This is a genomic window from Streptomyces sp. NPDC058663, assembly GCF_042716745.1.
In the GTDB taxonomy this organism is placed as follows: Bacteria; Actinomycetota; Actinomycetes; order Streptomycetales; family Streptomycetaceae; genus Streptomyces.
Map to the genome: position 1 here is coordinate 34057 of NZ_JBHXRV010000015.1, position 17812 is coordinate 51868.

General features: G+C 72.4%; 19 protein-coding genes. 9 read left to right on the top strand and 10 right to left on the bottom strand.

Annotated features, from left to right (window positions below):
• Positions 1 to 333 precede the first annotated feature (333 nt).
• From ACFWVV_RS13500 to ACFWVV_RS13520, 5 genes are all read left to right on the top strand, one after another.
• Positions 334 to 1164, top strand: coding sequence for a class I SAM-dependent methyltransferase (locus ACFWVV_RS13500; protein ID WP_384351529.1), 831 nt, complete (start codon positions 334 to 336; stop codon positions 1162 to 1164).
• Entirely contained in the window at positions 1157 to 1699 is a 543-nt protein-coding gene (locus ACFWVV_RS13505) for a DUF1990 family protein (protein WP_384351527.1), read from the top strand. Before ACFWVV_RS13500 ends, ACFWVV_RS13505 begins: the two co-directional genes overlap by 8 nt.
• Positions 1700 to 1858: 159 nt before the next feature.
• On the top strand, positions 1859 to 3424 hold the full coding sequence (gene hutH / locus ACFWVV_RS13510) for a histidine ammonia-lyase (protein WP_384351587.1): 1566 nt from the start codon (positions 1859 to 1861) through the stop codon (positions 3422 to 3424).
• 258 nt (positions 3425 to 3682) lie between these two features.
• The gene (locus ACFWVV_RS13515; protein WP_384351524.1) at positions 3683 to 5362 is read left to right on the top strand and encodes a DHA2 family efflux MFS transporter permease subunit; all 1680 of its coding nucleotides are present in this window, start codon (positions 3683 to 3685) and stop codon (positions 5360 to 5362) included.
• A gap of 59 nt (positions 5363 to 5421) precedes the next feature.
• On the top strand, positions 5422 to 5982 hold the full coding sequence (locus ACFWVV_RS13520) for a MarR family winged helix-turn-helix transcriptional regulator (RefSeq protein ID WP_384351521.1): 561 nt from the start codon (positions 5422 to 5424) through the stop codon (positions 5980 to 5982).
• 87 nt (positions 5983 to 6069) lie between these two features.
• On the opposite strand, the gene ACFWVV_RS13525 is transcribed toward ACFWVV_RS13520, so the two are convergent.
• Entirely contained in the window at positions 6070 to 6456 is a 387-nt protein-coding gene (locus tag ACFWVV_RS13525; RefSeq protein ID WP_384351584.1) for a hypothetical protein, read from the bottom strand.
• 417 nt (positions 6457 to 6873) lie between these two features.
• Between ACFWVV_RS13525 and ACFWVV_RS13530 the strand changes: the two genes are divergently transcribed.
• On the top strand, positions 6874 to 8139 hold the full coding sequence (locus ACFWVV_RS13530; RefSeq protein WP_384351518.1) for an Ig-like domain-containing protein: 1266 nt from the start codon (positions 6874 to 6876) through the stop codon (positions 8137 to 8139).
• A 192-nt stretch (positions 8140 to 8331) separates the two neighbouring features.
• Here ACFWVV_RS13530 and ACFWVV_RS13535 read toward each other — a convergent pair whose 3' ends face one another.
• Positions 8332 to 8808, bottom strand: coding sequence for a GNAT family N-acetyltransferase (locus ACFWVV_RS13535; protein WP_384351515.1), 477 nt, complete (start codon positions 8806 to 8808; stop codon positions 8332 to 8334).
• Between the two features lie 111 nt (positions 8809 to 8919).
• Here ACFWVV_RS13535 and ACFWVV_RS13540 point away from each other — a divergent pair, with 111 nt between their 5' ends.
• Together ACFWVV_RS13540 and ACFWVV_RS13545 are read left to right on the top strand one after the other, a co-directional pair.
• Positions 8920 to 9267, top strand: a complete 348-nt coding sequence (locus ACFWVV_RS13540) for a DUF1330 domain-containing protein (protein WP_384351512.1) — start codon at positions 8920 to 8922, stop codon at positions 9265 to 9267.
• 423 nt (positions 9268 to 9690) lie between these two features.
• Entirely contained in the window at positions 9691 to 10500 is an 810-nt protein-coding gene (locus tag ACFWVV_RS13545) for a GNAT family N-acetyltransferase (RefSeq protein ID WP_384351581.1), read from the top strand.
• A gap of 70 nt (positions 10501 to 10570) precedes the next feature.
• On the opposite strand, the gene ACFWVV_RS13550 is transcribed toward ACFWVV_RS13545, so the two are convergent.
• The 5 genes from ACFWVV_RS13550 to ACFWVV_RS13570 form a co-directional block, all read right to left on the bottom strand.
• On the bottom strand, positions 10571 to 10984 hold the full coding sequence (locus tag ACFWVV_RS13550) for a RidA family protein (protein ID WP_384351509.1): 414 nt from the start codon (positions 10982 to 10984) through the stop codon (positions 10571 to 10573).
• Positions 10985 to 11150: 166 nt separating this feature from the next.
• Positions 11151 to 11510 carry a hypothetical protein gene (locus ACFWVV_RS13555; protein ID WP_384351507.1) on the bottom strand — a complete coding sequence of 120 codons (360 nt, stop codon included), beginning with the start codon at positions 11508 to 11510 and terminating at the stop codon, positions 11151 to 11153.
• Positions 11511 to 11559: 49 nt separating this feature from the next.
• Positions 11560 to 12258, bottom strand: coding sequence for a peptide-methionine (S)-S-oxide reductase MsrA (gene msrA, locus ACFWVV_RS13560; protein ID WP_384351504.1), 699 nt, complete (start codon positions 12256 to 12258; stop codon positions 11560 to 11562).
• Positions 12259 to 12469: 211 nt separating this feature from the next.
• Complete coding sequence (locus tag ACFWVV_RS13565) at positions 12470 to 13480, bottom strand: hypothetical protein (protein WP_384351501.1); 1011 nt, start codon at positions 13478 to 13480, stop codon at positions 12470 to 12472.
• A gap of 195 nt (positions 13481 to 13675) precedes the next feature.
• On the bottom strand, positions 13676 to 14779 hold the full coding sequence (locus ACFWVV_RS13570) for a hypothetical protein (RefSeq protein WP_384351498.1): 1104 nt from the start codon (positions 14777 to 14779) through the stop codon (positions 13676 to 13678).
• Between the two features lie 84 nt (positions 14780 to 14863).
• On the opposite strand from ACFWVV_RS13570, the gene ACFWVV_RS13575 reads away from it, so the two are divergent.
• Positions 14864 to 16021: a cystathionine gamma-synthase gene (locus ACFWVV_RS13575; protein WP_384351495.1), complete on the top strand. Its 1158-nt coding sequence runs from the start codon at positions 14864 to 14866 to the stop codon at positions 16019 to 16021.
• A 146-nt stretch (positions 16022 to 16167) separates the two neighbouring features.
• Here ACFWVV_RS13575 and ACFWVV_RS13580 read toward each other — a convergent pair whose 3' ends face one another.
• From ACFWVV_RS13580 to ACFWVV_RS13590, 3 genes are all read right to left on the bottom strand, one after another.
• The gene (locus tag ACFWVV_RS13580) at positions 16168 to 16422 is read right to left on the bottom strand and encodes a hypothetical protein (RefSeq protein WP_384351492.1); all 255 of its coding nucleotides are present in this window, start codon (positions 16420 to 16422) and stop codon (positions 16168 to 16170) included.
• Entirely contained in the window at positions 16419 to 16973 is a 555-nt protein-coding gene (locus tag ACFWVV_RS13585; protein WP_384351490.1) for a sigma factor-like helix-turn-helix DNA-binding protein, read from the bottom strand. Before ACFWVV_RS13585 ends, ACFWVV_RS13580 begins: the two co-directional genes overlap by 4 nt.
• Before the next feature lie 134 nt (positions 16974 to 17107).
• Entirely contained in the window at positions 17108 to 17611 is a 504-nt protein-coding gene (locus ACFWVV_RS13590; RefSeq protein ID WP_384351487.1) for a MarR family winged helix-turn-helix transcriptional regulator, read from the bottom strand.
• Positions 17612 to 17812 lie beyond the last annotated feature (201 nt).

Below are 17812 nucleotides of genomic sequence, written 5' to 3' on the forward strand. Positions count from 1 at the left end.
TTACCGCCGCACGGGCGAGTACGGAAAGGCGCACCGGCGAGTATGGACGGCGGGCATGGAAGGGCCCACCGGTGGCGCTTCTGAAAGGCCCACCGGCGGCGCTCCGGAAAAGCTCTCCGGCGCTGCCCCGGAAAGGCTCGTGGAGGCCCTGAAAGGGGGCGGGGCCGCGGTGCCGCGCCTCGGCGGGGCCCGTCCGGCCGGGCCCCGGGGCAGGAGTCGGCAGGCACCCTTGCAGGGGCGCGCCCACTCGCCGTCATACGCCATCTGACCTGGCCTTTCCCCCCGCCTCCTCGTAGAGTTCCGGTACCGTGCAACGCACATCCGGGGGGCCTGATGGAACGTGACGACACCCGTGGGATCCGTACCGTCGACGACGTATTCGGTTTGCTGGACGGCCTGTTCGCGAAGGAGGCGGACCGCTGGACGGAGAGTGCCTCCGGCTGGTGGGACGGCTTCTATGCGGACCGCGGCAAGGCCGTTCCGTTCTTCGTCCAGAAGCCGGACGAGAGCCTGGCCTCCTACCTCGACCGCCGCCTGGTCGCGCCGCGCGGACGCGCCCTCGACCTGGGCTGCGGACCCGGCCGCAACGCCCTCCACCTGGCCGCCGCCGGGTACGAGGTGGACGCCGTCGACCTGTCCCCGGCAGCGATCGCGTGGGCCGAGGACCGGGCGCGCGAGGCGGCCCCCGAGGTCCGCGCCCGCCTCCGCTTCCACTGCGGCGACGCCTTCGCGCTCACCTCGCCCGGTGCACAAGGTGTCGACGACCCCGCCCGCCCGGGTGCCCCGCTCGGCCCGGGTCTCTTCGGTGGCCCGTACGACCTGATCCACGACTCCGGCTGCTTCCACCACCTGCCGCCGCACCGCCGCATCAGCCATCTCGCCCTGCTGGACCGGCTGCTGGCGCCCGGCGGCCATTTCTCGCTGACCTGCTTCGCGGCGGGCGAGGGCGGGATGGGGTGCGAGGTGCCCGATGCCGAGCTCTACGGGCAGGCCGCGCCCCAGCTCCACGGCGGGCTCGCGTACACCCCGGACGCCCTTCGCCGGATCTTCTCCGCCGTCCCCGGACTGGAGGAGGTCGAGCTGCGGCGCATGCGCGACGAACCCGCCGCCTCCGCCTCCTTCGGAGAGAGCTTCCTGTGGACGGCGCTGTTCCGCCGTGCGTGACGGGACCGGCCGCGCGCCGGAGTACACGTACGCGGAGGTGGGCACCACCCGCCACGGCAGCACGCCCTGCCCCGCCGGTTTCCGGCCCCTGCTCGTACGGGTCGCCCTCGGAGCCGGACCGCACGTCCAACGGGCCGCCGGGGCAGCCGTGCTGGAGTGGCGGATGCACCGGGACGTCGGCGTGCGCATCGACGCGCAAGCCGAAGTGGCCGCGCCCGGCGTCGGCGTGGTCGTGGGGATCGGCGTGGGCAGGTGGCGCGTGAAGGCCCCGTGCCGGGTGGTGTGGGCGGTGGACGAGGAGCGCCGGGCCGGGTTCGCGTACGGGACGCTCACCGGGCACCCCGAGTGCGGTGAGGAGGCGTTCCTCGTGGAGACGGCGGACGACGGCAGCGTGTGGTTCACCGTGCGCGCCTTCAGCCGGCCCGCCGCCTGGTACGCCCGGGCCGGCGGGCCGGTGACGCGGCTGCTCCAACGGGCGTACGCACGGCGGTGCGGGCGGATGCTGCGGCGGGTGGCGGCTGGTTCAACGGGGTGACGGGTTCCGGCGGAGGACGACGTAGGTGTCCGCCGCGTACACGGGGCCACGACATCTACGACCTCACCGACCGCCACACCCCCATCCCCCGGTAAGGGGCCCACCCACCGACCACTAGTGACAGCCAGGCATTCAAAACGTAGGCTCCTGAATATGGATATGCACACCCTCGCCGCCCCCGGAACTCCCGCCACCGTCGTGCTCGGTACCTCCGGCACCACCGTCGACGACGTCATCGCCGTGGCCCGGGGCAACGCCCGTATCGAAATCTCCGCCGACGCCGTCGCCGCGCTCGCCGCCGCACGCGAGATCGTGGACGCGCTGGCCGCGAAGCCCGAGCCGGTGTACGGGGTTTCGACGGGGTTCGGCGCACTCGCCACCCGCCACATCGGGCACGAGCTGCGGGCCCAGCTCCAGCGCAACATCGTGCGTTCGCACGCGGCCGGCATGGGTCCGCGGGTCGAGCGCGAGGTGGTGCGCGCACTGATGTTCCTGCGGCTGAAGACCGTCGCGTCCGGGCGCACCGGCGTACGCCCCGAGGTCGCGCAGACCATGGCGGACGTGCTCAACGCCGGGATCACCCCGGTGGTGCACGAGTACGGCTCGCTGGGCTGCTCCGGCGACCTCGCACCGCTGTCGCACTGCGCGCTGGCACTGATGGGCGAGGGTGACGCCGAGGGTCCCGACGGAGTGGTCCGACCGGCCGGTGAGCTGCTCGCCGAGCACGGGATCACCCCCGTCGAGCTGAAGGAGAAGGAGGGTCTCGCCCTCCTCAACGGCACCGACGGCATGCTCGGCATGCTGATCATGGCCATCGCCGACCTCAAGCGGCTCTACACGTCCGCCGACATCACCGCCGCGCTCAGCCTGGAGGCGCTGCTGGGCACCGAGAAGGTGCTCGCGCCCGAGCTGCACGTCATCCGCCCGCACCCCGGACAGGGGGCGTCCGCCGACAACATGCTGCGGGTGCTGGCCGGTTCGGAGCTGACCGGGCACCACCAGGACGACGCCCCGCGCGTCCAGGACGCCTACTCGGTGCGCTGTGCGCCGCAGGTCGCGGGCGCGGGCCGGGACACCCTCGCGTACGCGGTCACCGTCGCGGAACGGGAGCTGGCCGCGTCCGTCGACAACCCGGTGGTGCTGCCCGACGGGCGCGTGGAGTCCAACGGCAACTTCCACGGCGCACCGGTCGCCTACGTCCTGGACTTCCTCGCCATCGCCGCCGCCGACCTCGGCTCGATCGCGGAGCGCCGCACCGACCGCCTCCTCGACAAGAACCGCAGCCACGGCCTCCCCGCCTTCCTCGCGGACGACGCGGGCGTCGACTCCGGGCTGATGATCGCCCAGTACACCCAGGCCGCCCTGGTCAGCGAGATGAAGCGGCTCGCGAATCCGGCATCCGTCGATTCCATCCCGTCCTCCGCCATGCAGGAGGACCACGTCTCGATGGGCTGGTCCGCGGCGCGCAAGCTGCGCACCACCATCGACAACCTCACCCGGATCGTGGCGGTCGAGCTGTACGCGGCGACGCGCGGCATCGAGCTGCGCCACGGCCTGACGCCGGCACCCGCCTCGCAGGCCGTCATCGCCGCGGTCCGCGCCGCGGGCGTGCAGGGGCCGGGCCCCGACCGGTTCCTGGCGCCCGACCTGGCCGCCGCCGATGCGTTCGTACGCAGCGGTGAGCTGGTCGCGGCCGTCGAGCCGGTCACGGGAAAGCTGGCGTAAGCCCGCCGCACCGCGAAGGACAGGAGGGGCGCCCGGCACACCGCCGGGCGCCCCTCTTCGTCTGCCCGGACGGGTATCCGGATCCCGCCTTCGTGCGCCCGGACGGACATCCGGATCCCGCCTTCGTGCGCCCGGACGGACATCCGGATCCCGCCGCCCGGACCGCACCGGGACCCGTCCGCCCCACGCCGAGCCTCCGCCGTGCTCCCCCCTCCCCGGCCGCACAGTGGCGATCCCGCACAGCCACCTGTTACCTTCATGGTGGAATTACTTCACCATGGAGGCATAGTGAGCGCGCAAGACCCGCCCCCCAGCACCGGATCCGCCGCCCGTCGCTGGCTCGGCCTGGTGGCCATCGCCCTCGGCGTCGCCCTGATCGTCGTCGACACCACGATCGTCAACGTGATCGTCCCGTCCGTCATCGAGGACCTGGACGTCAACTCCGCCCAGGCGCAGTGGATCCAGGAGTCGTACGCGATCGTCTTCGCCGCCCTGCTCCTGCTGGTCGGCCGGTTCGCGGACCTCGTCGGCGCGCGGCGGATCTTCATCGCCGGTGTCGTCCTCTTCGGTGCGACCAGCGCGCTGGCCGGGCTGGCGCCCAGCGGCGAACTGCTGATCGCCGCCCGGTTCCTGCAAGGGGCCGCGGGGGCGATGATCCTGCCGACCTCGCTGTCCCTGCTGAACGCCACCTTCACCGGCAAGGCCCGCGGCCAGGCCTTCGCCGTCTGGGGCTCCACCATCGGCGCGGCCTCCGCGCTGGGCCCGCTCCTCGGCGGCTGGCTGGCCGAACACTCCTCCTGGCGCTGGGCGTTCGGCATCAACATCCCGCTGTCCGTCCTCATCGCCGTCGGCGCCGTCCTGTACCTGGCCCCGTCCCCGCGTACCAAGGGCCGGATCGACGTCATCGGCGCGGTCCTCTCCGTGCTGAGCCTCGGACTGCTCGCCTTCGGGCTCGTCGAGGGGCGCACGTACGGCTGGTTCGCCACCGTCCGCCCGCTGGACCTGTTCGGCTTCCACTGGGACGGCGGCCCCTCGCCGGTCCTGGTCGCGCTGGCGCTGTCCGTCGCCTCGATGTTCGCCTTCCTCACCCGTCAGGCGGCCCTGACCAGGAGCGACGACCCGTCCCGCGCCCTGATGGACGTGCGCCTCTTCCGCATCGCCTCCTTCCGCAACGGCAACATCGCGACGCTGATCATCGGCCTCGGCGAGTTCGGCATCGTGGCCGTGCTGCCGCTGTGGCTCCAGTTCACGCTGGACTACAGCGCCGTCCAGGCGGGCCTGGCCCTCGTCCCCATCGCGATCGGCAGCTTCGTCGCCAGCGGCGCCAGCTTCGGCCTGGCCGCCCGCCTCGGCGCACTCGCCCAGCTCCGTACCGGACTCGCCCTCGAAGTCGCCGGACTGGCCGGACTCGGACTGATCGCCGCCACCGACAGCCCGTGGTGGACCGTCGCGCTCGTGCTCTTCCTGTACGGAATCGGCGTCGGTTTCGCCACCGCGCAGGTGACGAACGTCGTCCTCGCCGAGATCCCCGAGCGGAGCGCGGGACAGGGCTCCGGCATCCAGAGCGCCTTCCGCCAGCTGGGCTCCGCCCTGGGCATCGCCGTACTGACCACGTTGTTCTTCACCACCCTCGGCACCAAGCTGGGCGACCGGCTGGACGGACTCGGCCTGCCCGCCGCGCAGGCCGACGGCCTCACCCACGCCGTCACCGACAGCGCCGGCGCAGCCATCGGCACGCTCGCCCAGAACCCGCAGACGGCGCAGGCCGCCGACGCCGCCCGCTGGGCGATGACCGAGGGCATCACCCTCGGCGGCTACGTCGCGGCCGGCTTCCTCGTCCTCGGTCTGGCCGCCAGCGCGTTCATCCCCTCGGCAGGGGTGCGCACCACGACCTCGGCGGAGGAAACCCGGGAGGTTCCGGTGGGCGGCGGCCGGTAGGTTGGCGGGGGAGAAGCGGGACCGGTGCGCCGGTACGGGAGAGAAGGCGGACAGCCCCGATGGACTCGACGGACGCGGACCGGTCCGAGGATGCGAACCGGTCCCAGGGGCCGAACCTGCCTGCGGGCACGGCGCCGGCCCAGGGCGGCACCCTCGCCGAGCAGCGCGACCGGCTCACCGAGGGGCTGCGGATCTACGGTGCGGACTACCAGGAGGTCGGCCGCAGGTTCGCCGCCTGGCTCGACCTGCACCTGACCGACGCCACCGCCCTCATCCAGATCCTGTACGCCGAGGAGCACGGCCGGCCCCTCTCCCCGGCCCGCCTCGGCGAACGCATCTCGCTCTCCTCCGGCGCCACCACGGCACTGCTCAACCGGCTGGAGAAGGCGGGACACACCGTCCGCAGCAGGGAGCACCAGGACCGGCGCATCGTCACGCTGCGCGGCAGCGCGCGCGTCCAGCGGCTGGCCGACGAGTTCTTCCAGCCGCTCGGGGTACGCGTCGAGACGATGCTGTCCCGGTACCCGGCCGAGCAGCTACGGCAGTTCGAGACGTTCCTGAACGACCTGCACCGCACGATGAACGAGCATCTGGCCGCGCTGGACGAGGAACAGGTCTGAAACGACGGACGGCCTGAGACGACGGGCAGCCTGAGACGACGGGCAGCCTGAGACGGGATGTCGTACGGGAACGCAGAGTCCGGGCCGTCAGATCAGTGCGCCGCCGCCCGCCCCGCCCCTTCGGCGGACCGAGTACGTCACGAAGCCCGCGCCGATGCCCAGGAACGCCGTACCGCCGATGAGGTACGGGGTGGTGTCCACGCTCCCGGTGTCGGCGAGGGCGAGGTGTGCGTCGGCGTTCGCGTCGGCCGGCGCAGTGCCGGCGGCCGGGCCTGAGCCGACCGTCTGCACACCGGGGCGGTTCGGCGCGGTGTCCACCGAGGCCTGCTGTGCCTGGTGGGTCTTCTGCGTCTTCCGCGCCTGCTCCGGGGTTTCCCCGGTCGCGTTCGCCGACGGGACGAACCACAGCGCGGCCAGCAGCCCACCGGCGGCGGTGGCGGTCAGCAGCGGTCGGAGTGCGGCCACGGTATCGATCCCCCTTGAGGCACCCGCGAATTGGTCGTGCGCGCCGATGCTAATGAAAGCAGCGGGTCCGGGGAAAGACGTGAGGGGATGGAACTCTTCGTTCCGCCCCTACGAAACAGAACAAAAGGCCCAAGACGCTGCCCGGCGGATCCCTCCGGAGCCGGGCCCAGTCGCCCTTGCTCCCCGCCCGACCCCGCCCGAGCGGGGGCAAAAGGGGCGGCGTAGCGTCGATGAGGGAGCGTCCTGCGGGGCGGAGCTCCCCCGGTAGTGGCGTTGCCCACACTTTTGGCAGAAGTGGAACGGAGTCGGCCGGACCGGGGTTGTTACAGCATTGACAGGGGAAGTGCTGCCCGTCAGGGGTCTCGGCGTCCGGTCGCCGGGGTACCCGGTCAGCAGCCCCCGGGGAATCGCGGGGTTTCGGCAACGATGGAGAAGCGTGTGATCACGGACAGCAAGCGACGCAGGGGTCTGACGGTCGCGTCCGCGCTGCTCGGCGGCGTTCTGGTGCTTTCGGGATGCAGCGACGACGGCAAGGGCGAAGGCAGCGGTGCCGACAGCCCGAAGAAGTCGCAGGAGCAGGCCGACGCGGCAGCCGCCAAGGACACCTCCAAGGCCCGAATAGAGATCACCCCCAAGTCCGGCGCCACGAACGTCGGCATCAACAACGACACCAAGGTCACCGTCGCCGACGGCAAGCTGACCGAGGTCAAGCTCACGGACGCGGCCGGCAAGGCGGTCAAGGGCACCCTCTCCGCCGACGGCACCAGCTGGCAGCCGGAAGGCCGCCTGGAGCGCGCCACGGTCTACAAGCTGAGCGCGACCGCCGTGGACGCGGACAACCGTGCCGCGCACGAGAACCGGTCCTTCACCACCGTCTCCCCGAAGAACAGCTTCATCGGCAACTTCACGCCGGAGGACGGTTCCAAGGTCGGCGTCGGCATGCCGGTCTCGATCCGCTTCGACAAGGCGATCACCAACAAGAAGGCCGTCCAGGACGGCATCACCGTCACCTCCAGCAGCGGCCAGCAGGTCGTCGGCCACTGGTTCGACGCCCAGCGCCTCGATTTCCGCCCCCAGGAGTACTGGAAGGGCGGCTCCGAGGTCACCATGAAGCTCGCGCTGGACGGCGTCGAGGGTGGCGACGGCATCACGGGCGTCCAGGACAAGACGGTGAAGTTCACCGTGGGCCGCAACCAGGTCTCCACGGTCGACGTCAAGACCAAGCAGATGACCGTCACGCGTGACGGCAAGGTCGTCAAGACCATCCCGATCTCGGCCGGTGCGCCCGACAACCCCACGTACAACGGCAAGATGGTGATCTCCGAGAAGTTCAAGGAGACCCGGATGGACGGCGCCACCGTCGGCTTCACGGACGACGACGGCAAGGGCGAGTACGACATCAAGGACGTCCCGCACGCCATGCGGCTGTCCACGTCGGGCACCTTCATCCACGGCAACTACTGGGGCAAGGGCATCTTCGGCAGCGCCAACACCAGCCACGGCTGCGTGGGCCTGGCGGACGCCAAGGGTGCCGACGACCCGAACACCCCGGGTTCCTGGTTCTTCAACAACTCGATGGTCGGCGACGTCGTCGTCGTGAAGAACTCCCCGGACAAGACGATCAAGCCGGACAACGGCCTCAACGGCTGGAACCTGGACTGGGCGGCCTGGACGGCGGGTTCCAAGGCCTGAGCTGGCCGGACCATGGGCCCGACGGCCTGATCCGCCTCTCCTGCTCCACCCCGCGGTACGACGAGGGCGGGCGCCACCCACTGTGCACGTGGGGGCGCCCGCCCTCGTCGTCGCAGGCTCCGCCTCTGCCGTCGTACGGACCGCCCTCGTCGTCGTTCGGCCCGCCCTCGTTGTCGTTCGGCCCGCCCCGCCCTACGGCTTCCAGACGAGCCTGACGTCCGGCTCCCGCTCCTCGTTGCGCGAGCCGTCCGTGCGCCCGGCCTCGGTGAAGCCGTGCCGGAGGTAGAAGCGGAGGGCGCTCCCGTTCACCTGGAAGGTCCACAACTCCAGCCCCTCCGGACGCAGTTGCTTGGCCTTCGCGACGAAGAGGTCACCGAGCCCGCAGCCGCGCCGCTCCGGGGCCAGATACAGCTGGTCGATCCCGACCGCGTCCAGCACCATCACACCGACGAGCGTGCCCGCCGCGTCCTCCGCGACCCAGGTCTCGTACTCCGGCACCACCACGTGCCGGAACCAGGCCCGTACTCCGTCGTCGTCGTGCGCCCGCCGCACCCCGGGCAGCGCGGCACCGTACGACCGCAGCCACACCTCCGCCGCGGCCCCCGCGTCCCCGTCCACCGCCCTGCGCAACACGAACCGCGCGCCGCCCCCACCACTCGCAAGATCCATCCGGCCAACCTACCTCCGAGGTAATCGACGCCGGAACCTCGTTGCAGCACTCTGGAACAGCACCCCGGAACTCACCGCACCGCAAAGCCACTTACCCCGGAAGAGGACCCCATGACCGCCTACGCGATCGCCCACATCGGCCCGGCCGAAGGCCCGCTCCACGAGGACGTGTTGCAGTACATGGAGCGCATCCAGGGCACCTTCGGCCCGTACGGGGGGCGCTTCCTTGTCCACTTCAAGGAGCACGAACTGCTGGAGGGCGACTGGCACGGCGCCCCGGTCCTGGTCGCCTTTCCCGACATGGACAGGGCCCGCGCCTGGTACAAGTCCCCGGAGTACCAGGAGATCGTCCCGCTGCGCACCCGCCACCTGCCCGGCGACATCATCCTGGTGGAGGGCGTACCGGAGGACTACGACGCGACGGTGACGGCGGCGCAGGTGCGTCAGGCACAGTCCTAGCCGGGGCCCGGGTGCCCGGTTCCGTCAACGGGCCTGTCCCTTCGGGGAACAGCCGTTGCGCACGCTCCAGCACGCGACCAGCCCGTGGCGAGGGCGCTCCCCATGGCCTGACGGCGGCATGACCCGCCCGCCGCCGGGCCAGGTATCAGGGGGCATCCACTCCGCGACCGCAGGGGGCAGCCAGTGCACTCGCACGACCATCCCGAGAGGTCCGCCACGACGGGCGCGGCCGGCGTCTCCGGCGTCTCCGGCGTCTCCGGCACCTCCGGCACCTCCGGCACCTCCGGCACCTCCGGCACCTCCGGCACCTCCGGCACCTCCGGCACCTCCGGCGCGGGCACCTCCGGCGCGGGCCGCGAAGCGCTGGGGCCGGCCCCGGCCCCGGACCACGTCTCTCCCGCCAGCATCCAGGACCTCCACCTGATGCGTGCCTGGGCGGAGGCCGAGGGCTGGAATCCCGGGCTGGCCGATCTCCAGCCCTTCCTCGCCGCCGACCCCACGGGCTTCCTGGTCGCCCGCCGCGAGGGCGACGACACCCCCGTCTCCTGCATCTCCGTGGTCCGGTACGGCGCGGACTTCGCCTTCCTGGGCCTCTATCTGGCCCGCCCCGACGTACGCGGCCAAGGCCACGGCATCCGGGTCTGGAACGCCGGTACGGCCCGCCTCTCCGGCCGTACGGTGGGGCTCGACGGGGTGGTGGCCCAGCAGCCCAACTACCGTAGATCCGGGTTTGTTTCGGCGTGGACGAACACCCACTACGAAGGTGTCCCGTCCGGTGCCGCGACACCTCCGCCGGGGGTCGCCCTGGTCGACGCCACCACCCTGCCCCTCGCTGAACTCGCCGCCTACGACAGGCGGTTCTTCCCGGCGCCCCGCGAGGCCTTCCTCGCGTCGTGGCTGGCCGCACCCCAACGGCACTCGCTCGCCGCCCTCAAGGACGGCCACCTCGTCGGCCTCGGCACGATCCGGGCCTGCCCGGGGCCCTCCCGCATCGGGCCCTTCCACGCGGCGGACCCCGACATCGCCGCCGCGCTGCTGACGGCCCTGGCCGCGACCGCCCCGGGCACCCCGGTCTCCCTGGACGTCCCGGACATCAACCCCGCCGCAGTCCGCCTCGCGGAACAGTTCGCGCTGGGCCCGGGCTACGAGACCTCGCGCATGTACACGTCCCCGACACCCCCGGAGTTCGACCGTACGGGCGTCTACGCGATCACCACTCTCGAACTGGGCTGACGCCCGGGCCCCGCCCACCGCGGCCCCGCCCACCACGGGCCGCGCCTCGTGGCGCACCCCCGCCAAGTGGTCAGCCCTGTTCGTCGCGAGCCAGCGCCGCCCCCACCGCCGCCCACGCCTCGACCTCCACCCGGAACTCGGGCCGGACCAGCCCGGCCACCTGCACCAGGGAACACGCGGGCGGCCGCAGCGGATCCTGGTGCTCGTCCCGTACGCGGCGGAAGGCGGGCAGGTCGCCGAGGTCGGTCAGGAACACCGTCAGCTTGACCACGTCCCGCAGCCCGGCCCCGGCCGCTTCCAGCGCGGTCGCCAGATTGGCGTACACCTGCCGCACCTGCGCCTCGGCATCCCCCTCGCCGACCACCCGCCCCGCACCGTCCACCGGAACCTGCCCGGAAACCACCACCATGGGCCCGTCGAAGGCCACGGCATGGCTGTACCCATTGACCGGCGGAGCCCCTTCGGGGCGTATGTGATGCTGCACGGCGCCTCTCCTCACGTCGTCGCCCCACAGGGGGCGGGCCCGCCCGGGAGGCTGTGATGATCACTCCGGGAACGGTAGACGACACCGTCGGCGCACGGCGGAGAAGTGGCATGAGCCGACCAGGTGCGGCACCCCACAGGTGCGTACTCCGGGGGCAGTCGGCCCGTCAGGCGGAAACGGTCAGCCCGCCCGGCCCCGGCCAGACGGTGAGCGGCTCGTCCGCGGCGGTGTAGATCTCCATGCCGGAGAGGTACCCCTCACTCGTGAACAGCATCACCCCCGCCCCGTGCGCCGACTCCCCGTAGAACCCCTCCACCACGGGACTGTCGTGCGGCGGAGCAGCGGCCACGACGCTCCGGTCCACCGCCAGATCCACGGTGGCGCACCCACACCCGCACCACCCCGCCACCCGCACATGCGGAACCTGCTCCCGCAACGCCGCGAGCACCGCCCCCGGCCCGTCCAGCAGGGCGTCGAGGACGGCGGCGGCGTCAGGCGTCAGACGGTCGTTCGGCGCGTCGTTCATCGGAGCAGAGGTCCTCGGCGGTGGTCGCGGTCAGGGCACGGTCCGGGGGTCAGCCGTCGGCCGACGCGATGCCCGTCGGGCAGGAGCGGCCCCAGTTGGTTTCCGAGGGGGCGCTCAGGGTGACGCCCGTACCGCCGATGCCGCAGTAGCCGTCCGGGTTCTTGTCCAGGTACTGCTGGTGGTACGGCTCGGCCGGGTAGAAGGGGTTGTCGGCGGCCGGGAGGATCTCCGTGCTGATCGTGCCGAAGCCGGCACCCGTCAGGACCTCCTGGAAGGCGGCGCGCGAGGCCTCCGCCTCGACGGCCTGCTCCGGGGTGTGCGGGTAGATCGCGGAGCGGTACTGGGTGCCCACGTCGTTGCCCTGGCGGAAGCCCTGGGTGGGGTTGTGGGACTCCCAGAAGAGCTTCAGAAGGGTGGGGTACGAGACGACGGCCGGGTCGAAGACCACCCGGACCACCTCGGTGTGCCCGGTGAGGCCCGAACAGACCTCCTCGTACGCAGGGTTGGGGGTGTAGCCGCCCTGGTAACCGACGAGGGTCGTCCACACGCCCTTGGTCTGCCAGAACTTCCGCTCCGCGCCCCAGAAGCAGCCCAGACCGAAGTCGGCGACCGCCAGGTGCGCGGGGTACGGGCCGGACAGCGGGTTGCCGAGGACCGTGTGCCGGGACGGGACCTCGAATTCCGGGGTCGCGCGGCCCTTCAGGGCCTGCTCGGGGGTGGGGAGCTGCGGCGTACGGCCGAAGAGCATGGGACTGGCTCCTTGTACGTGGGGTCGGAAGGTCGGGAGCCGGGGGAGGGCTCGTAGGGGGAACGCATGGGGAGAGCCGCTGATTCCGCCGGTGCCGCGAAGCCGGGACACGGGCGGCCCGGGGGCTGCACGGCCCGGCGAAACCTCTTGACGGCCGGCTGCCACACCAGGTCAGCGGTCACGGTGATCCGTCATTCGTCGCAGTGGTCTGTCAGCGGACACGCCGCTCCGTCAGTGCGCCGTGAGCCGTCCGGTTGCGGGCCACTCGGTAGGCGAACTGCTTGACCCGGTGGTAGCGCCACGGCAGCGCCTCGGTGTAGCCGTCGACCTTGCGGAACTGCTCCCTGGCCGCCCTGTACCGGCCCTGCATGTACAGGAAGTACGCCAGCACGTGCCGTACCTCGGGCAGCCGCGGGTGGTGCGCGTCCGCCAGGGCCACGTCGGCCAGCGCGGCGTCCGTCAGTGCCCGGATTCGCGCGCTACGAAATCCGGGCTCGCCCAGCTCGTACCCTTCAGCCTCGTACCATGCGAGCAGCGGGAGTACGGACAGAAGGCTGCCCGGCGGTGCCCCGGCCGCCGCCTTCTCCGCGAATTCGCGCGCAAGCTTGTTCGACCCCTGCCACTTCGCGGTCCAGTACTGAAGGGCGCTGGTGTGCGCCTCGAAGTGGTGTGGCGCCCGGACCGTGATCTCCGCCCACAGCGCGTGCATTTCCCTGTTCGGGTAGCCGAGCCCGAGCGCCGTCCAGATTTCCGCGATGAATGGTGAGGGGTCGTCGGGGTGCAGCGCGGCGGCCCTCGCGAGATCGCCGCGCGAGGTGCGCAACTCCCGGTGGAATCCCTCGAACTGTTTCCGCGACGTCTGCACCGCGCGTGCATGCCCCCGCAGCTTCCACGCGTACACCACCCGGGCCCGGGCCACCACGAGCGCCACGTCCCGGCCCTCGGGGCGGGCCTCCTGCCACGCCTTCAGCCAGCCGTCGCTTCTCCAGGCAGCGAGATGCCCCAGCCGCTGGGCGTACAGGGCGCGGCGCTCCCAGTCCTGACCGGCGTCCGCGAAGAGCTCGGCGGCGGGCTCCCAGCGTCCACGGGAGGCGGCCCGGCAGGCTCGTTGCAGTGCGGCGTCCGGCCCGGCCAGACGTGAGTTCTGCCAGCGCAGCGGCAGCAGGCCGTACCAGAGCCAGCCCCCGACCAGCAGCAGAACGACGAAGACAAGTAGCGCCATGGTTGGGCGAATCCCCCAGAAAGAAGCATCGAGATGCACGGAGTGGGGGGTGGAGGGAGTGTACGCACGTCCGGACAAGGCCTGTTCAGCGGCCTTGTCGGCCTCGTCCGGCCTGCCACCGGGGTGCCGCTCGCGACCTCCGTGCCGTCCGCCTCCGTACCGTCCCCGGCCCCGCAGCGTCACCCGAGGCCCCCGTCACCCCCGCAGCGTCGCCGGGTTCCCCCCGTTCGCCTCGTAGCCCGCCACGGCCAGGTTGCGGTGCAGGGTGTAGTCGGCGGCCGGGTCGGGGTGGTGGGTCCAGGGGAGGGCGCCCACGTAGCCGTCCACCGCGGCGATCTGCTTGACCGCCTCCGCCCAGCGCTCCGAGCGGACCAGGAAGAGGACCAGCATGTGGCGGACGTGCGCCAGCATCGGGTCGTCGGCGCGGGCCGCGTGCACCGCGTACAGCGCGCCCTCCACCGCCCGGGAGACGACCGCGCTCTGGTAGAAGCTGCTGACCAGGATCACCTCGGGCAGGTGGTCGTAGACCGAGAAGAGCGGCAGGGCGGCGAGCAGCGAGCCCTGCGGGGCGCGCGAGGCCGCGTGGGTCGCGAAGGTGTCCGCCTCGGCGCGCGAGCCGTGCCACTTCTCCGACAGGTAGTGCAGGGCGACCAGATGCGCCCCCAGATGCGTCGGTGCGCGGTCGATCACCTTCGCCCACAGCTGGTCGAACTCCGCCCGCGGATAACCGAGTCCGCGCGCGACGGAGAGCTCGATGATGTACGGCACCGGGTCACCTGGCGCGAGCAGCGCGGCCCGGGCGCACAGCTCCTTCGCCTCCTCCAGGATGACGCGGAAGTCGTCCTTGCCCGTCGAGGAGGACCGCCAGGCCTGCTGCACCAAGAACTCTGCGTGAACTTCCGCACCGCCCGCGTCCTTCGGCGACTGGGACCGCCAGTCGCGCAGCCAGCGCCCGCCCTCACCCGGCCGCTGGGCCAGTTCCAGGGAGGCCGCACCCGCGAAGGACTGCACCCGCTGCCAGCGGACCTCGCCCTCCTTCGGCGTGCCCGCCAGCAGCTGCGCGGCCGCCCGCCAGTCCTGCGTGCGCTGTACGACGTCCAGTACGTCGAGGAGGTCCTGGTCGGGCCCCGGCAGCCGCACGTCGAGCGCCTCCTGCCGTACGAACCCGTAGTCCTCCGGGTCGGCCGCGTCCGGCGACCCGGGCGCGGCCAGCCGGATGCCGCCCCGCCTGCGCAGCAGGAAAGGACCGAGGGCGGCACCCAGCAGGAGCACCGCGATCAGGAACCAGAGAATCTCCATGAACCCATTCTCCCGGACACTGCATTCGGCCGTTGTCCCGGACAGCGGACGCGGCACTCCGCACGGCGAACTACCCTCGGGCCCATGAGCCACGACAGCGGCGCCGAGCGCGCCTTCGAGACCCTCGCCATCCACGCCGGCAACACCGCCGACCCGCTGACCGGTGCCGTCGTACCGCCGATCTACCAGGTGTCGACGTACAAGCAGGACGGGGTGGGCGGTCTGCGCGGCGGATACGAGTACAGCCGCAGCGCCAACCCCACCCGTACCGCCCTGGAGGAGAACCTCGCCGCACTGGAGGGCGGGCGGCGCGGGCTGGCCTTCGCCTCGGGGCTGGCCGCCGAGGACTGCCTGCTGCGGACACTGCTGTCGCCCGGCGACCACGTGGTGATCCCCAACGACGCGTACGGCGGCACCTTCCGGCTGTTCGCCAAGGTCGTCTCCCGGTGGGGCGTCGAGTGGTCGGTCGCCGACACCTCCGACCCGGCGGCGGTCCGGGCCGCGCTCACGCCCCGTACGAAGGTGGTGTGGGTCGAGACCCCGTCGAACCCGCTGCTCGGCATCACCGACATCGCCGCCGTCGCCGAGATCGCGCACTCCGCGGGCGCGAAGCTGGTCGTCGACAACACCTTCGCCAGCCCCTACCTCCAGCAGCCGATCGCGCTGGGCGCCGACGTGATCGTGCACTCGACGACCAAGTACATGGGCGGGCACTCGGACGTCGTCGGCGGCGCGCTCGTCACCAACGACGCACAGATCGCGGAGGAACTGGCGTACCACCAGAACGCGATGGGCGCGGTCGCCGGCCCCTTCGACGCCTGGCTGGTGCTGCGCGGCATCAAGACCCTCGCCGTCCGCATGGACCGGCACAGCGACAACGCGACCCGGGTCGCCGACATGCTGACCGCGCACCCCAAGGTCAGCCAGGTGCTCTACCCGGGACTGCCCGAGCACGCCGGGCACGAGGTCGCCGCCAAGCAGATGAAGGCCTTCGGCGGCATGGTGTCCTTCCGTGTCGCCGGCGGCGAGGAGGCCGCTGTCGAGGTCTGCAACCGGGCCCGGCTGTTCACGCTCGGGGAGTCCCTCGGCGGTGTGGAGTCCCTGATCGAGCACCCGGGCCGGATGACGCACGCCTCGGTGGCCGGTTCCGCGCTGGAGGTGCCCGCCGACCTCGTACGGCTGTCCGTCGGCATCGAGTCCGCCGACGACCTGCTCGCCGACCTCAAGCAGGCGCTGGGGTGAGGCGTGTGTGGCTGGACGGGTGAGTGGCTGCGGGGTGAGTGGTCGTGCGTCAGCGCGGCGAGTGGCTGTGCGGGTGAGCGGCGCGCCGCGCGCCGAGTGGCCGCGCATCCGAGTGGCCGGACGGCTGACAGCGGGACGTGCGTCGCTCACAGGCCCTCCACCGGCGGAGTGCTGTCCGCCGGTGGAGCCAGCCACGGCTGTGCGAGCGACGCCCACACCAGGAACGCCACGCACACCAGTACCGCCAGCACCCACAGCACCCGCCGCACCACCCGGCGCCGCCGCCACGCGCGTCCGCCCCGCTCCGTCGCCCGTGCCAGCAGATCCGCCGGTACGGGCGGGTGCGGGGCCCGCTCCAGCAGCAGCCGCACCTCGTCCTGCTCGTGCTTGGCCCTGCTCATGGCGCGGCCACCGGTCGGGAGCCCGCGCCCGGCCCCCGCTCCAGCGGACCGCCGGAGCCGGACTCCCGCTCCCGGGTCTCCGCCTCCGCCCGCTCCCGTGCGCGCGTGTCCTCGTACACCCTGGCCACCGCCCGGGCGCACAGCGTGCGCACCCGCCGCTCCGGCAGCCCCAGCAGGGCGGCGGTCTGCTCCTGCGGGATGCCCTCGTACAGCCGCAGCACCACGATCAGCCGCGCCCGCGGGCCGAGCACCTCCAGCGGCCCGCCATGACGGGGGCCGCGGCGGGGGCGGTGGTGCCAGGAGCCGCGGGCGAAACGGGTGGCGAGCGCCTGGCGGGTGCGGTCGTACGGATCCTCGCCGCGCAGGCTCTCCCACCGGGCGTACGTGGTGGTGAGGGCGGCCGCGAGCAGCCGCTGGGCGCGGGGGTTGGCGTCGGCGGGTTCGGCCGTGAGCAGGGTCGCGGCATGCAGCAGCCGGCCCGTCGCGCCCGCGACAAAGGCTTCGAACTCCCTTGCGCGGCGCCGCTGTTGGGCTTCCTCGCGCTCGCTCACCGTGACTCCTCGTCCGCCCTCCAGTCCTCATATGAGGACTGGAGGGCGGGTCAGGTCAAGGGGTTGGCGGTGCGCGCCTGAGAGAAGGGGGCCGGGCGCGGCCGGCCCGGCGGTACGGGGGGAGTGCCCGGTGGTCAGGAATGGGGCGGGGTGTCGCCCGTGCTCGCCGACTGGCGGGCGGAGAGCGCCGAGTTGAAACGGGTCAGCAGAGTGGTGAACGCCTCGCGCTCGTCCTCGCTCCAGCCGTCCGTCACCTGCGCCATCAGCTCGCGCCGCGAGGAGCGCACCTCGTCGAGCCTGGCCTTCCCGCGCGGCGACAGCTGAAGGACCACCGCACGCCCGTCCTCCGGGTGCGAGGTGCGCTTGACCAGCCCGCTGTCGACGAGCGGTGCGACCTGCCGGGTCACGGTCGAGGAGTCGATGCCCATGCCCGCGGCGAGCGCCTTGACGCCCATCGGCCCCTCCTGGTCGAGCCGGTTGAGCAGCAGATAGGCCGCGCGGTCCATCGAATTGCGCACCTGGCCGAGGCCGCCGAGGCGGGTCTGCTCGGCGCGCCGGGCGAAGACGGCCACCTGGTGCTGGAGGGCATCGAGGAGACCGGCGGCGGGGTCGGTCGTCATGTCCTGGGTGGGGGGCATGGCTCGGGCTCTCTTCGTACGGTGGTCGGTTGGTGCGCCAAGGGTACGCGGATGGTGCGCGACCCGTACCGGCGCTGCACAAACCTGTGGATAACTTCGCGGCGGGAGAGCCTGTCGGCAGGCGCCGAGCGGTCCGGCGGCGGGCTCCGGGGAGGCCCGGGGCGGGCTCCGGGGAGGCCCGAAGCGCGCTCCGAAGGGCCG